Annotated in this window: 13 protein-coding genes; 5 read left to right on the top strand and 8 right to left on the bottom strand. The window is 42.4% G+C overall.

Going from position 1 to position 12,917, the window contains the following annotated elements:
* Window positions 1–149: 149 nt before the first annotated feature.
* The 5 genes from ACVRYP_RS07485 to metG form a co-directional block, all read right to left on the bottom strand.
* Window positions 150–1,562 (bottom strand): polysaccharide deacetylase family protein, encoded by a 1,413-nt coding sequence (locus tag ACVRYP_RS07485; protein WP_447468113.1) that lies wholly within the window; start codon window positions 1,560–1,562, stop codon window positions 150–152.
* Window positions 1,563–1,632: 70 nt separating this feature from the next.
* Window positions 1,633–2,409 carry a hypothetical protein gene (locus tag ACVRYP_RS07480; protein WP_447468112.1) on the bottom strand — a complete coding sequence of 259 codons (777 nt, stop codon included), beginning with the start codon at window positions 2,407–2,409 and terminating at the stop codon, window positions 1,633–1,635.
* Between the two features lie 243 nt (window positions 2,410–2,652).
* On the bottom strand, window positions 2,653–4,323 hold the full coding sequence (locus ACVRYP_RS07475) for a phosphoenolpyruvate carboxykinase (ATP) (protein WP_447468111.1): 1,671 nt from the start codon (window positions 4,321–4,323) through the stop codon (window positions 2,653–2,655).
* Window positions 4,324–4,497: 174 nt separating this feature from the next.
* The gene (gloA, locus tag ACVRYP_RS07470) at window positions 4,498–4,875 is read right to left on the bottom strand and encodes a lactoylglutathione lyase (protein ID WP_447468110.1); all 378 of its coding nucleotides are present in this window, start codon (window positions 4,873–4,875) and stop codon (window positions 4,498–4,500) included.
* A 115-nt stretch (window positions 4,876–4,990) separates the two neighbouring features.
* Entirely contained in the window at window positions 4,991–7,159 is a 2,169-nt protein-coding gene (gene metG, locus ACVRYP_RS07465; RefSeq protein ID WP_447468109.1) for a methionine--tRNA ligase, read from the bottom strand.
* 78 nt (window positions 7,160–7,237) lie between these two features.
* Here metG and ACVRYP_RS07460 point away from each other — a divergent pair, with 78 nt between their 5' ends.
* From ACVRYP_RS07460 to ACVRYP_RS07440, 5 genes are read left to right on the top strand one after another with little or no spacing between them, the layout of a single operon-like run.
* Window positions 7,238–7,435, top strand: a complete 198-nt coding sequence (locus ACVRYP_RS07460; protein ID WP_447468108.1) for a hypothetical protein — start codon at window positions 7,238–7,240, stop codon at window positions 7,433–7,435.
* Window positions 7,422–8,312: an ABC transporter ATP-binding protein gene (locus tag ACVRYP_RS07455; protein WP_447468107.1), complete on the top strand. Its 891-nt coding sequence runs from the start codon at window positions 7,422–7,424 to the stop codon at window positions 8,310–8,312. The genes ACVRYP_RS07460 and ACVRYP_RS07455 overlap by 14 nt, the downstream gene beginning before the upstream one ends.
* The gene (locus ACVRYP_RS07450) at window positions 8,309–9,040 is read left to right on the top strand and encodes an ABC transporter permease (protein ID WP_447468106.1); all 732 of its coding nucleotides are present in this window, start codon (window positions 8,309–8,311) and stop codon (window positions 9,038–9,040) included. The genes ACVRYP_RS07455 and ACVRYP_RS07450 overlap by 4 nt, the downstream gene beginning before the upstream one ends.
* Entirely contained in the window at window positions 9,040–10,137 is a 1,098-nt protein-coding gene (locus tag ACVRYP_RS07445) for a sensor histidine kinase (protein WP_447468105.1), read from the top strand. The genes ACVRYP_RS07450 and ACVRYP_RS07445 overlap by 1 nt, the downstream gene beginning before the upstream one ends.
* Window positions 10,134–10,730, top strand: a complete 597-nt coding sequence (locus ACVRYP_RS07440) for a response regulator (protein ID WP_447468104.1) — start codon at window positions 10,134–10,136, stop codon at window positions 10,728–10,730. The genes ACVRYP_RS07445 and ACVRYP_RS07440 overlap by 4 nt, the downstream gene beginning before the upstream one ends.
* 147 nt (window positions 10,731–10,877) lie before the next feature.
* On the opposite strand, the gene ACVRYP_RS07435 is transcribed toward ACVRYP_RS07440, so the two are convergent.
* The 3 genes from ACVRYP_RS07435 to ACVRYP_RS07425 form a co-directional block, all read right to left on the bottom strand.
* Window positions 10,878–11,630, bottom strand: a complete 753-nt coding sequence (locus ACVRYP_RS07435; RefSeq protein ID WP_447468103.1) for a ferredoxin reductase domain-containing protein — start codon at window positions 11,628–11,630, stop codon at window positions 10,878–10,880.
* Window positions 11,631–11,638: 8 nt separating this feature from the next.
* The gene (locus ACVRYP_RS07430) at window positions 11,639–11,962 is read right to left on the bottom strand and encodes a hypothetical protein (protein ID WP_447468170.1); all 324 of its coding nucleotides are present in this window, start codon (window positions 11,960–11,962) and stop codon (window positions 11,639–11,641) included.
* A 105-nt stretch (window positions 11,963–12,067) separates the two neighbouring features.
* Window positions 12,068–12,637 carry a TetR/AcrR family transcriptional regulator gene (locus tag ACVRYP_RS07425; RefSeq protein WP_447468102.1) on the bottom strand — a complete coding sequence of 190 codons (570 nt, stop codon included), beginning with the start codon at window positions 12,635–12,637 and terminating at the stop codon, window positions 12,068–12,070.
* Between the last annotated feature and the right edge of the window lie 280 nt (window positions 12,638–12,917).

Raw genomic sequence — 12,917 nt, 5'->3', positions numbered from 1 at the left:
GGCACTCGGAAGTTTTGAGACCTTGGGCTCAAAACTTAGGTTTGGAATCCCGAAGGGAGTCGCTACCGTCCGTTATCACCTAAGGAAAGTTTCAAAAGAGATTTTGTCTTCAATCTCAGACATTTGCCCACCGCAAATGTCTTTTATTATTAATACCCATAAAGCTCATTAATGGTCACAAAGCTGTAGCCTTCTGCTTTTAGGTAGTCGATGACTGGTTGAACGGCATCGACACTGGTTTGATGGATATCATGCATTAAGATGACACCACCTGGTTGAACATGGGCTTTGACCTTGGTCAAAATAGCTTCGGTATTCCGAGATTGCCAATCAAGAGTGTCAACCGTCCAATTGACAATCGGGAGACCCGCTGCTTGCGCTACAGCAGCATTAGAACTACCATAAGGAGGCCTTAGAACAGTTGGCCAAACCCCAGTTGCATTATAAATCGCTTGTTGGGTATTTCCGACTTCGGCTTGTACCTGAGCTGATGATAGCTTGGTTAGATTCGGATGAGACCAGGTGTGGTTGGCTAATTGATGACCCTCTTGGACCAATTCCTGCAACAATGCTTCGTTTCCTGAGACCTTTTGTCCAAGGATAAAGAAGGTTGCTTTCACCTGATTTTGGCGCAAGATATCCTGTAATTGCTTGGTTGTGTTCGGGTCAGGACCGTCATCAAAAGTTAAGGCAATAACCTTACCAACTGCAACAGGATTAGGACCTTTGGCCCTTAAAGCAGCCTCTTGGGCTAAGCGTTCTTCTTCTGCTGCTTTTTCAACCAAGTAGTTTTCGTAAGCTCCCCTAGCATCGCCAATCAAGAAATCTGTGTTGATGGCTTCATAACAATCAGAATAGAGCATTTCAACGGGAGTATACTGAGTTCCTAAAGGAATGATTAAACTGTGCCCTGTCAGAGTCATCGGGAGGGATGCTGCCGTTTGCAAAATTTGATCCGCAGATAAAGCAATCTCCTCCTCAGACCAGCCGGAATGGCTTAACTTTTTGGTCACCTGGTTGATAAACTCTTCTTTATCCCTTAAAAAGATTTCAAGAGTGAAGAGACCACCACTGTCTTGCCAGTAGAACCGTTTTAGTTCCAACTGCTCCTGAAAAGGTACAAACTCTGTTTCATCTGCCTTATAGCTCGTCTCTAGCACTTGAATATCCTTAACTCCACCCAAGGGACTATCCTGGGTTTGATACTGAAACTGGATCAAATCAATAGCATTATCGTTTGAAGCGAGCGCGATACGCTCCGTTTGAAGATTTTCTAAACCTTCTATCGGATTGCCTGATGAATCAGCTAGAACTGACACGAGAGCTAGGGGATGGCTGTCTCGGTCCAAACGGTCTTGAGTTGAAAGACCTTGATCTTGATGGTTTTGGATTTGATGGGTTAACAATTGATTGGCGGACACCTCCAAAGCTTTCCGTCTTTCTTCTTGTTTGTAATTTTGCCATCCTAGAAAGACTAAAAGGCATAAAAGGAGGCCACCCGCGAGTGACCAAATAAGCTTAGGAGAACTAAATGGTGTGTTTTTTTGTATCTTTTGACTCATACCACCCATTATAGCACAAATGCTGTCCTTTTTTGACGATTTTTTCAAAATTAATTCCCGAACGGTACGGTTATGTTCCTTCTTCTAAGATACCCTCCGCTAAGAAAGATTCTATATCACTGTACGGAAACTCCAGGTAAATCCTTTCCTTATCAAAATTAAGAACCAGACGATCTGTTCTGGGATCAAAAATGGCAACGTCTAAGTTTTCTTTGAGCTCGGTGAACTTTACCTCTGCTTCTGTCTCACTAAATCCGCTTGAAACCATCTTTTCCTTGGCTAAACTCTCAAAAGCCTCACCCTCTGAGAAAACATCCGAATAGGTCAATCGGTCAAGGGTTCTGCTGGTATCGTCAAGGTTTAGTTGAGTTCCTTCTGTAAAAACATAGTAGGTGTCAAGTACCGGACTAGGTCCACCTTTGGCCTGAAATTGATTATTCTTATAGGAAAGGTACCATTCCGTTAGGGTTATCCTTTTGACTGATGGTAAACCTGTGTCAGAAACATAAGAGTCAAAATGGACCAGATCGACATGATCTAGTTTGTCTGCTTTTTTCTGTTCTTGTAATTCTTGATATCGGCGGTCAAACACAGCATTATCAGTTTGATTTCTATCGTTTGGACGGCTTGTTCTAAGGGTTTTCACATAGGATAAGCCATTTTTATCAAGCTCAAAGATAGAATAAACGGATAGGGATTTATGACTTTCCATTCGATGGTTGACATACTGTGTCAGAGCTTCATTGGCGACTTTTTCTTGTCTTTTTTGCTGAGCGAACCAAATGCCTAAGCCAAGAACAATCAATACTACTAGCCCAAGGAGACTAAATTGCTGTTTTTTTGACATCCTAATCACCTCTTTCTCTTTCTATTATAGCAAAAATAGATTAAGTTTTGAAGCGTTTTCAATCTTAGAGCTATTCAATCGTTTAAAGGGTATACACGTTCAGTTGAGACTGGCCCTAACTCAACAAACGCGCTTGGACATCATTTTCCAAACGCGTTTGTTGAGTATTAGTGATTATCACAATCCCATCTTATTAACCAATGGTAGCGCAACCTCAATCTTATTTGCAAGGAGTATCAGTCACTATCCTTCTGAATCTTCTTCAGATGCTTCATTTTTAGGCAAAAGGTTCACCAGTTCCTGAACATGTTTGATGGCTTCTACTGGCAGAGGTTGGCTTGGATTGTCTTGGTTAAATTGCAAAAGGAAATCTAAACGGAACTGCAAACGATCGCGAAGCAAATAGAGATACGCATCATCAAAGTCAGGGACTTCGTAACCTTCAATGTCCGCATATTCAAACCCTACCAATGGACCAAACGGTTTAAAATCAGCAGTCCCATCAACAACCCCTTCGATCAAGGCAAGTGTCGCTTCCTTGGTTACATCCTTACCAAGATAAGCTCCAGTATTGACAATATAACAATCTACCCCTGACTCAAAGAGTTTTTGGAAGTTGGTAAAATCATCTACCAAAGGATATACTCGGAATGGGTTGGCATACGGTTCAATAACCAGGGAGTCGCGACTCTCAGTCGTATTTTCAGCTGTGCTCCGTTTAGTAGCTAGGGTACAACCAAATGTCGTTGCTAAAACGGGATCTTTAATTTTAATGAGAGGTGGCAGAGCATCATCTTTCATGATCCAGAAAATAGCATCAATCGGTTCTTCAACCTTATCCACACGGTTAGGCGTTGAATAGCGTGATTTCACTGTCCGACCGTTACCATTTCGGATATCCTCTGTGACCAGTACACGCTCAAGATTTTCATTAAGCGCAACTCCACAGTTTTGAACAGTAACAAAGTATTCTTGCTCTGGGTGTCCAACAGGATAATCGTTAGTCTTGTCAAAATAACTTGGTTCTAAAGCCACCGAAGACCCATTTTCCATCGAGATGATAAAGGCATCATCGTGAAGGACTTTGACATCATATTTGCCATTGTGTTTGGCATGGGTAAGCGTAGATTTCCCAGAACCTGACAGACCAAAGAAAGATGCAACGAGGGCCTTATCTTTGGTTTTAAATTCTTTTAGCCCACCATGACAAGCTGCATAGTTGTTACGAGCAGCTGTTCCCCAAGCCATGGTCAGTGTTCCTTTCTTGATTTCACCAAAATAGTTCATCCCCAAGATAGCCGCACAGTTGTGTTTGGTGTCAAAATAAGCTAAACCATCTGGGTAGTCTGGATGAGACCAAGTTGGATCAAAGAAAATATAGATATCATTTTCATCATACGGAACAGACTCTTGGAGGCGTTTATAGTAGGTTTCATTGAGGAATTGGAAATTTAAGAGCCAGGAATAAAGGTTTGCTACTTCGTGTTCTGGCATAGTGATATGGGCTCTTACCATAAAGTCTTCATCTAAGCCCACAACCGCGCAAGCTTTTAAAAATGGGAAAAAGCTTGATTGGTAGACGGCTTCACGGACAATTGGCAAAAGTTTTGCATCTTCTTCTGGTTTTTGTCCCAAAATCCGTCTTGCTTTAGCTGTACGACCAACAACAGCACCATCATTGGTGAGAATAACACGCGCATCTTCAGGTAATCCAAGCTCTTTAGCGTGAGCAACTTTTTGATGAAGGAGCACTGCATTAGGGGCAGCTGAAACCAAGTGATAAACTTCTTCCATCGATTCAATCTCGCGCACATTATTCCCGTAAAATGCTGTTTGAACCGTAGCCTTTAAAGGAGAAATAAAGCCGCTTTTCTTAGAAAGCAATTCATTACTAAAGCGATGATGTGTGACCATAAAGTTACCTCTCTTTCTTTAATACCCTTATTATACACCTTTTTATTTTATAAAGAAAGCGTTTTCAATAAAAATTGTTATTTTTTTAGCAAACTAGAGATAATTTTCAGAACCATCATTGCAGTAATACAAAAAAAGATGCAACACGGTTTTCCGTCTGCATCTTACATGGTTTTATTTTTCGCGGATGACTTCAATCTTATAGCCATCTGGGTCTGTAATAAAGTAGTAACTCGGGTCAGTTCCTGGTAATCCTTTGAGATCAGTAACCTCATAACCAGCAGCTACATGCTTTTCGTGTAAGGCTTCAAGGTCCGTCACACTGATTGCAATGTGACCATAACCATCGCCAATCGTATAAGGTCCATGATCATAATTATAAGTCAACTCCAACTCGTAATCATCGCCCGGCAGAGTCAGATAAACCAAAGTAAATTTGTGTTCTTCAAAATCGCGGCGACGCGAAATCTCAAACCCTAATGCTTCTTGATAAAATTTCAAGGATGCGTCCAAATCCTGAACGCGGTAACAGGTATGCGCCATTTTTGCCATATTAAACACCTCCATTTTGTCATACTTTTATTCTACTATTTTTACAAATGATATTCAAAAATTTGAAACAAAAAAGCTGGAAAGAAGACTCTCTCCAACTCTTTTAAGGCTAGATTTACCCAATCACGCTGCCATTTGGAACGGCTGGGTCAACAGTTAAGAGGGTCAATTTGCCGTCATGCTCAGCCGAGAGAATCATACCTTGGCTGACGTATTTTTTCATCATTTTACGCGGTTTGAGATTGGCCACGATTTGGACTTTGAGGCCGATCAATTCTTCTGGATTTGGGTAGAAGTTGGCAATGCCAGACAAAATTTGACGATGCTCCACATCTCCTGCGTCCAGACGGAATTGGAGCAATTTGTCAGAGCCTTCGACTTTTTGGCAGTCGATGACTTCTGCCACACGGATTTCAGTCTGGTCAAAATCTTCAAACTTGATTTCAGGCTTTTTGAGGGTCAATTCAACCTCTTCTGGCACCCACTCTTTTTCCGTAGCAGGTTTGCCAGCAACCATTTGGTCCTTGATGTAGGCAATTTCCTCATCCATGTCCAGACGTGGGAAGATTGGGGTACCTTTTGCAACCACTGTCACGCCATCTGGGAATTGACCAAAAGTTAGGGTTTCCATTGACGCAACCTCACTAAGCCCCAATTGGCTAACAATGCTAGTTGACGTTTCCATCATAAATGGTGCGATTAAATGAGCTACCACGCGCAAACTTTCTGCTAAGTGCGCCATGACAGAGCCAAGGTTGCCTTTTTGGTCCTCGTCTTTAGCCAGAACCCAAGGTGCTGTTTCGTCAATGTACTTATTGGTACGGGCAATCAAGCTCCAAACAGCCTCAAGAGCACGTGGGTAGTCAACCAGGTCCATGTACTTGTGGTAGTCTGCAATGGCTTGCGTCGCCACAGCTTCTAGGTCTGCGTCAAAATCCGTCCGACCAGTAGAAAGGCTTGGGACTTGACCGTTAAAGTACTTGTTGATCATAGCGACCGTACGATTAAGGAGGTTTCCAAGGTCGTTGGCCAACTCATAGTTAATCCGACCAACATAATCTTCTGGCGTAAAGATGCCATCAGAGCCTACTGGCAAACTTCTCATAAGGTAATAGCGAAGCGGATCAAGACCAAAACGTTCTACCAACATGTCTGGGTAAACCACATTGCCTTTAGATTTGGACATCTTGCCATCTTGCATGACAAACCAACCGTGAGCAATTAGGCGATTCGGTAATGGAACATCTAGAGCCATCAAGATAATCGGCCAGTAAATGCTGTGGAAACGCAAGATATCTTTACCAACCATGTGATTGACATTAGACGCCACATTGAATTCCCAAGTTTTACCCTCTTCATCTGTCCATGATTTAACTTCTGTCTGACCAGTCCAGAACTTATCAAAATTGGTTGTATCTGCTTGCCCATAGCCAAGAGCTGTTGCGTAGTTCAAGAGAGCATCAATCCAGACATAGACCACGTGCTTTGGATTAGAAGGCACCTGAACGCCCCATGTAAAGGTCGTCCGAGAAACGGCTAAATCTTCAAGACCTGGCTCAATAAAGTTTCTCAGCATCTCATTCATCCGGCTGTTGGGACTAATAAAATCTGGATGGGCCTTAAAGAAAGCTTCTAAATGCTTTTGATACTTGCTGAGTTTAAAGAAATAGGATTCTTCAGAAACCAGTTCAACTTGATGTCCTGACGGCGCAATTCCACCAATCACATGACCGTCTTCATCACGGAAGACTTCCGCCAGTTGGCTCTCTGTGAAATATTCTTCATCCGAGACAGAATACCAACCAGAATACTCGCCGAGATAAATATCGCCTTGCTCTAGTAATTTTTCAAAAACTTCTGCAACAACAGTTTCATGGTAATCATCCGTGGTTCGGATAAATTTATCATAGGAAATGTCCAGTAATTCCCAAAGAGATTTAACTCCGACAGCCATACCATCAACGTATTTTTGAGGTGTAACACCGGCTTCTTCTGCTTTTTGTTGAATCTTTTGACCGTGCTCATCAAGGCCAGTCAAATAGTAGACGTCATAGCCCATCAAACGCTTGTAGCGGGCTTGCACATCACAGGCAATGGTCGTGTAGGCAGAGCCGATATGAAGCTTACCAGATGGGTAATAAATCGGTGTGGTAATGTAGAAATTCTTTTCAGTCATTTTTTTCTCCTTCGAGGCGAATGAAACCTCTATTTGATAACACTCTATTATATCATAATTTTGACCAGTGAACAGACCTCTTGACCACTCAGATATGACAAATGTCATCTCATGTTATGACAGAATCGACTAATCAGCTCCGCCTTTTTCCAGTAAACTAAAGACAAGAACGAAAAGGAGTTACTTATGAAAAAATACATAACACCTACAATCACCGCATTTGTGCTAATCTACGCCGCTTGTATCCTGTTTGGTCGTCCACTAGCAAGCCTCCCAGCAACTGCCCTTCAGTACCTCGCTTGGTCCCTACCTGCTAGTCTCATCATCGGCCTTATATATCCTCACCTAACCCCTCAGAAAGGAGCTTGTCATGACAACAATTAAGATACAGGCAAGCAATCTGTCCAAAACCATAAAGGGAAAACCCATTCTGTCAGATATGACCTTTTCCATCCATCAAGGGGAATGCGTGGCCCTTGTCGGGCCAAATGGGGCGGGCAAGACCACGCTCATGTCCTGCCTTTTAGGTGACAAAAAAGCAAGTACAGGAAGTGTCCTCATTAACGAACAGCCTCCTAAAGCAACGACTAACAAGGCTAAGATAGCCTTCTTGCAACAAGAAAATGCTGTGCCGACTAGCCTCAAGGTCAAGGAATTATTAGACTTTTTCCAGTCCATTTACAAGGACTATTTAACCTTGAGGGAAATCGATACGCTACTTGGTTTTACGGAAAATCAAAAAAATCTCTTGACGGATAAATTGTCCGGTGGGCAAAAACGCTTGCTGGCCTTTGTTCTTTGTCTGATTGGAAAACCAAGTGTTCTTTTTTTGGACGAGCCAACGGCCGGTATGGACACCTCAACTCGTAAACGCTTTTGGGAGATTGTGACTGATTTAAAGGCTCAAGGTACAACCATCGTCTACTCCAGCCATTATATCGAAGAGGTGGAACACACTGCCGACCGTATCCTCGTCTTGCATCAGGGACAGCTCATTCGGGACACGACACCTTTTGCCATGCGGCAGGAAGCTTGTGAGAAGCAGATGACCTTACCCCGTCAATTTGCAGCTGCTGTCGACCAACTTGAAGGGATTTATCAGATAGAGACCAAGACCGACACTGTCAGCTTTATGACCAAGGATATTGAAACCGTTTGGCAGGCCTTGCAAGAAGTCGGTTGCACACTATCAGACCTGGAAGTGCAAAACAAGACACTGCTTAACACCCTCTTTGACAGCACGAAAGGAGATGCCTCATGAAAGCTTTAGTAAACATCGAATGGGTTAAGACCTGGCGGGAATGGCCAAGTTTTATCCTTGCTATTGGTATGCCCCTTGGTTTCTTCCTCTTTTACTCAGGAATGGACATGTATAAAGACCCTGAAATGCAAAAAGCATTTGTCCAATCTTACATGTTAACCATGACTGCTTTTTCCATGTCTAGTTTTGGCTTTTTCACCTTCCCTTTCATGCTTTTAGAAGACAAGCGAGAACACTGGCTGTCCTATATCGAACACTCACCTCTTCGAATCAGCCAATATTATCTGTCAAAGGTCATTCGAGTGCTTCTGAACTTTACCGTGTCCATCGCAGTGACTTTCACAGTTGGTGCCAACTTTCGAGGAGTGTCCATGCCAGCAAGCAGATGGCTAGGAGCCATCCTTCTCTTACTTCTGATGAGTCTCTTGTTTTTAGCCTTTGGTCTCTTAATTGCCCAAATCCCATCTAGCCAACTCATGTCCATCGTCGGCAATATTGCCTTCTTAGGATTAGCTATTGTCGGTGGCTCATGGATGCCGATTGAGACCTTTCCAAAATGGCTGCAAAACATTTCTAAGCTAACACCGACCTACCATATTAACCAAGTCGTTGTCCAGTATGCCAAAGACGGTGACCTGCTCTGGAAGTCCTTGGGAATCGTCCTCATTTATGCTATAATCATCTCAGGAATAGCCCTTGCTATCAAACACAGAACTGAGGTAGACTAATGTTTCGACCCTTTCAAAAATACGACCCGCTCTTTTACATCGGACTAGTCTTTCTGATTTTTCCTATTGGTGGTATTTTTTGGTTTGATTACCCTATGTGGACCTTAATCCCAACAATAGGCTTTGCCTTGTCTTATTTGGCTATTATTCATATCAGAGATCAGCACAAGATTCTGATTGCCTGTCTTTGGTTTTACCTTTTGGCCTATATTACCCTCATGACGATTGGCATTGAAGGCACAATGATGTGGTTCTTCTTCTATATCGCCAATCTCCTGGTCTATCGTTTTGAAGATAGCTATAGCAGTTATCGTATGGTCAGCTTTTTAGCCTGTTTGCTCTTTTTAAATACCAGTGTTTGGTTGAGCAATAGCCCTACTATCAGTAAAATAATTGCTTTAGCTGTCACAGGTTTTATTCTAACGATTTACTATTTCCAACGAAAATCCATGGTGGAAGACCGTTTGAAAGCTGAACTCTACCAGCAAAATGAAACCATTAACCTCTTGGCAGCTGAAAATGAACGCAATCGGATTGGACGAGATTTGCATGATACCCTCGGACACACCTTTGCCATGATGACCTTGAAGACCGAGCTGGCCCTCAAGCAGTTAGACAAGGATAATCTCCCAGCTGTCCAAAAAGAGTTAGAAGACTTGAGAGCCATTAGCCAGACCTCTATGAAAGAAGTCAGAGAGCTGATTAACAATCTCAAATACCGGACTGTCTCAGAAGAACTGACGGCCATCTCTGACGTTTTTTCCCTATCTGATATTGAGCTTACCATTGATAATCAACTAGAAACCAACCAACTTTCTCCTGTCTTGCAATCCAGTATGAGCATGATTCTGCGTGAATTGACCACTAATATCATCAAGCATGCCAAGGCCACTAGCTGCCAGATTACCCTACAAGAGCAAGATGGTATTGCGATTACTGTTACGGACAATGGCCAGGGATTTGGTGACCTAACTGGGCAGGAACTCCATTCCATCCGTGAACGCCTGCAACTGGTCAAGGGAGAGGTACACATCTTATCCTGTCAAGACCCAACAACCATTCAAGTCCGCTTGGCCAATAAGGAGGTAGGCCCATGAAACTCTTAGTCGCCGAAGACCAATCCATGCTCCGAGACGCCCTCTGCCAGCTCTTACTGATGGAAGACGAAGTCGAGGTGGTTTTTCAAGCCTCTAATGGCCTAGAAGCCATCACCCTGTTAGAAAAAGAAAGCATTGATGTTGCTATCCTCGACATTGAAATGCCCCAAAAGACTGGACTCGATGTCTTAGAATGGATCAAAACCTATCAGAAAACCAAGGTCATCATCGTAACCACCTTCAAGCGGGTTGGTTACTTCCAACGGGCGCTCAAGGCTGGCGTAGATGCCTATGTCTTGAAAGACCGCTCCATTTCAGAGCTGATGACAACTATTCACACGGTCCTTGCAGGGAAGAAAGAATATTCGCCTGAACTGATGGAAACGATTATAATCAATGAAAATCCCCTCAGCAACCAAGAACAAAAGGTGTTAGAACTAATCGCTGAAGGAAAGACTAGCAAGGAAATTGCTGCGCGGCTCTTCTTATCCGATGGTACCATCCGAAATTACACCAGTTCCATTTTTAACAAGTTGGGCGTCAGCAATCGTGTGGAAGCCATCAAAATCGCTCAGGAACAGGATTGGATTTAATCATCTTACTTTTTTTACATCCCTAGATTCTAGCAAACGACTGAGCACTCGCTCAGCCGTTATTCCTTAAAATTGCCGCCAACTCTGTTTATTTGAGTATATACTGCTTTAAACTTATCAAAAGAGTTGAGGGTCACGAATTGCCAACTATTTCAACCCTTTAAAACTATCCACTTTTATTTGCTTGAGATCAATTCCTTTTTCTTGAAGGAATTTTTTCATGGCTTCAACATCATCAGGTTGACCAGCCAAGAGATAGATAGCATTATTGCCATACGCTTCTGTTGCCCCTTTCAATTGTTCCTGACTGTGGGAAAGGCTGGCACTGCTTTCATAAGTAAAAGCATCCTCCATATTTGCCAACTCTGCCATTTCCGTATCAAAAACTGTCACCCCCTTATCCAAATGACTGAGGACAAGCTCACGCTTACCAGCCCATTCTTTGGCGATAGGTCGTATGGCTGCAATACCGACATCAGAGGCAAAGCAAACAAGCGGTTCCTTTCCATCTGCAACTTGCAAATGAGACCCTAGCCAACTCATCTCAATCTTGCTCCCTACTGATAAATCGGTCAAGTTTTCCTTATAGAGACTGCCACTATTGTGTGTCAAAATAAGGAGTTCATTCTCATCAGGGATAGAAGCAATGGTTAGGAACCGACTGTTTTGCCCACTTTCCTTCACATCAGGTAGGGTAAACTGAGCATAAGAGCCAGCTTCCCATGTCATATTATTTGGTTTTTCCAGATGAAGCAGATAAAGATCTCCACTCGGATTTTCAATGGATTTAACAGACAAGGTTTGACTGCGTCCAAGATAGGCAAATACCCCCCAAGCAATCAGACCAATAACGCCAAGAACTGCTACAATGATTACAAACATTTTCTTACCTCTTTTCATTGTTTTCCTCATTTCCAAAATTTAAAAGATAGCCAAGCAGCCAGTGCAATGACAGGGACAAAGCCAATCACCTTGACAATTAAATCAGTATCTGGCAGGCTGTAAATATAAACCATAGTGGCCAGTGCCGCCAGCCAGATTCCTGTCATTTGCAGAATGGCAGGCAAGCCAGCTATCAGGCAAAGTCCTGTTGCTAGCAAGATGAGTCCACCAGTGGCAAAGGACATAAAATCAGGACGTGATAAATCAATCGGCTTCAGCCAGGCTCCCCAAATAACCACTAAAATTCCCACTAACACGCAACATAGTCCTATCATTGATAATCCCCTCATTCGCTTTCCTCCTTGTGTAGCCATAAATCTCTCCTTTTATTTTTACTTGAATGAATTATATTTTTTATTCATTCATTTTCTTTTAAAAATAAAGAAATGAATTCTTTATTTAAAAACACCTTTCACAAAGTTAGTTGCTAAAGTTTCTAGCGTCCTGCTAACATCTGGAAAATCATCCTCTGTGATGTGCATATCCATGTAATAAAACAACTGGTAGACCTGCAAAATCTCTTGGATTTTGGCCTGCGAAAAGCCTTCAGCCAACAGACGTTGCGTGAAATTGTCTATCAGAAATTGATGAAAAAGGTTTTCTTGCTGACCTTTTTCCGATGCAAAATAACCGTGCAGATAGTCCGAAATCGCTGGATTATACCATTCTAGTAAGATTTTATTGGAGGAAATCATCGTCCTAGACCAGGCAAAGATTTGGGTTACTAGCTCAACTGCTTCTGCTTTCCAATCCAGACTGTCCATCATCTCCTGACGAATGCGCCTGTTTTCAGCAATATAAACATCAAGGAAAATGGCTTCTTTGCTGTCGTAGTAGTTGTAAAACGAACCTACTGCTATTCCAGCCTGCTTGGCAATCTCCGAAATTCCTGTCGCCTTGTAACCTTTTTGCGAAAAGATTTCCTGTGCAACAGTCCTTATAACTTGTTTCTTAACTTCTGGCATCCTAGCTCCTTTCTTTTTATTAGATGAATAAATGAGTGAATGAATATTTTTTATTATTCATTCATATTATAACCCTCAACTTAATAATTGTCAAATATTTTGGAAAATGTTTTAGACCTAATATCATTCGAAAGTGATAATGTCCTAGTTAGATCGAAGGTAAAAATGTCCCATCTGTTATTCTAGTATCATGCAAAGGATAGACTTAACCATGACAGAAACAAGAAAATACCAGACCATTAAGGCTGTTTGTGACGGGAGAAAAACGAAAGATAGGGCC

It is taken from the genome of Streptococcus rifensis, assembly GCF_053203525.1.
Note: the sequence above shows the minus strand (reverse complement) of the source record. Positions and strands in the feature narration are given on the sequence as shown.

Coding starts and splice junctions, on each gene's coding strand:
- ACVRYP_RS07425 (WP_447468102.1), bottom strand. CDS start 12,637: ATGCCAGAAGTTAAGAAACAAGTTATAAGGACTGTTGCACAGGAAATC.
- ACVRYP_RS07485 (WP_447468113.1), bottom strand. CDS start 1,562: ATGAGTCAAAAGATACAAAAAAACACACCATTTAGTTCTCCTAAGCTT.
- ACVRYP_RS07440 (WP_447468104.1), top strand. CDS start 10,134: ATGAAACTCTTAGTCGCCGAAGACCAATCCATGCTCCGAGACGCCCTC.
- ACVRYP_RS07445 (WP_447468105.1), top strand. CDS start 9,040: ATGTTTCGACCCTTTCAAAAATACGACCCGCTCTTTTACATCGGACTA.
- ACVRYP_RS07455 (WP_447468107.1), top strand. CDS start 7,422: ATGACAACAATTAAGATACAGGCAAGCAATCTGTCCAAAACCATAAAG.
- ACVRYP_RS07460 (WP_447468108.1), top strand. CDS start 7,238: ATGAAAAAATACATAACACCTACAATCACCGCATTTGTGCTAATCTAC.
- metG (WP_447468109.1), bottom strand. CDS start 7,159: ATGACATTTGTCATATCTGAGTGGTCAAGAGGTCTGTTCACTGGTCAA.
- ACVRYP_RS07435 (WP_447468103.1), bottom strand. CDS start 11,630: ATGAAAAGAGGTAAGAAAATGTTTGTAATCATTGTAGCAGTTCTTGGC.
- gloA (WP_447468110.1), bottom strand. CDS start 4,875: ATGGCAAAAATGGCGCATACCTGTTACCGCGTTCAGGATTTGGACGCA.
- ACVRYP_RS07480 (WP_447468112.1), bottom strand. CDS start 2,409: ATGTCAAAAAAACAGCAATTTAGTCTCCTTGGGCTAGTAGTATTGATT.
- ACVRYP_RS07450 (WP_447468106.1), top strand. CDS start 8,309: ATGAAAGCTTTAGTAAACATCGAATGGGTTAAGACCTGGCGGGAATGG.
- ACVRYP_RS07475 (WP_447468111.1), bottom strand. CDS start 4,323: ATGGTCACACATCATCGCTTTAGTAATGAATTGCTTTCTAAGAAAAGC.
- ACVRYP_RS07430 (WP_447468170.1), bottom strand. CDS start 11,962: ATGAGGGGATTATCAATGATAGGACTATGTTGCGTGTTAGTGGGAATT.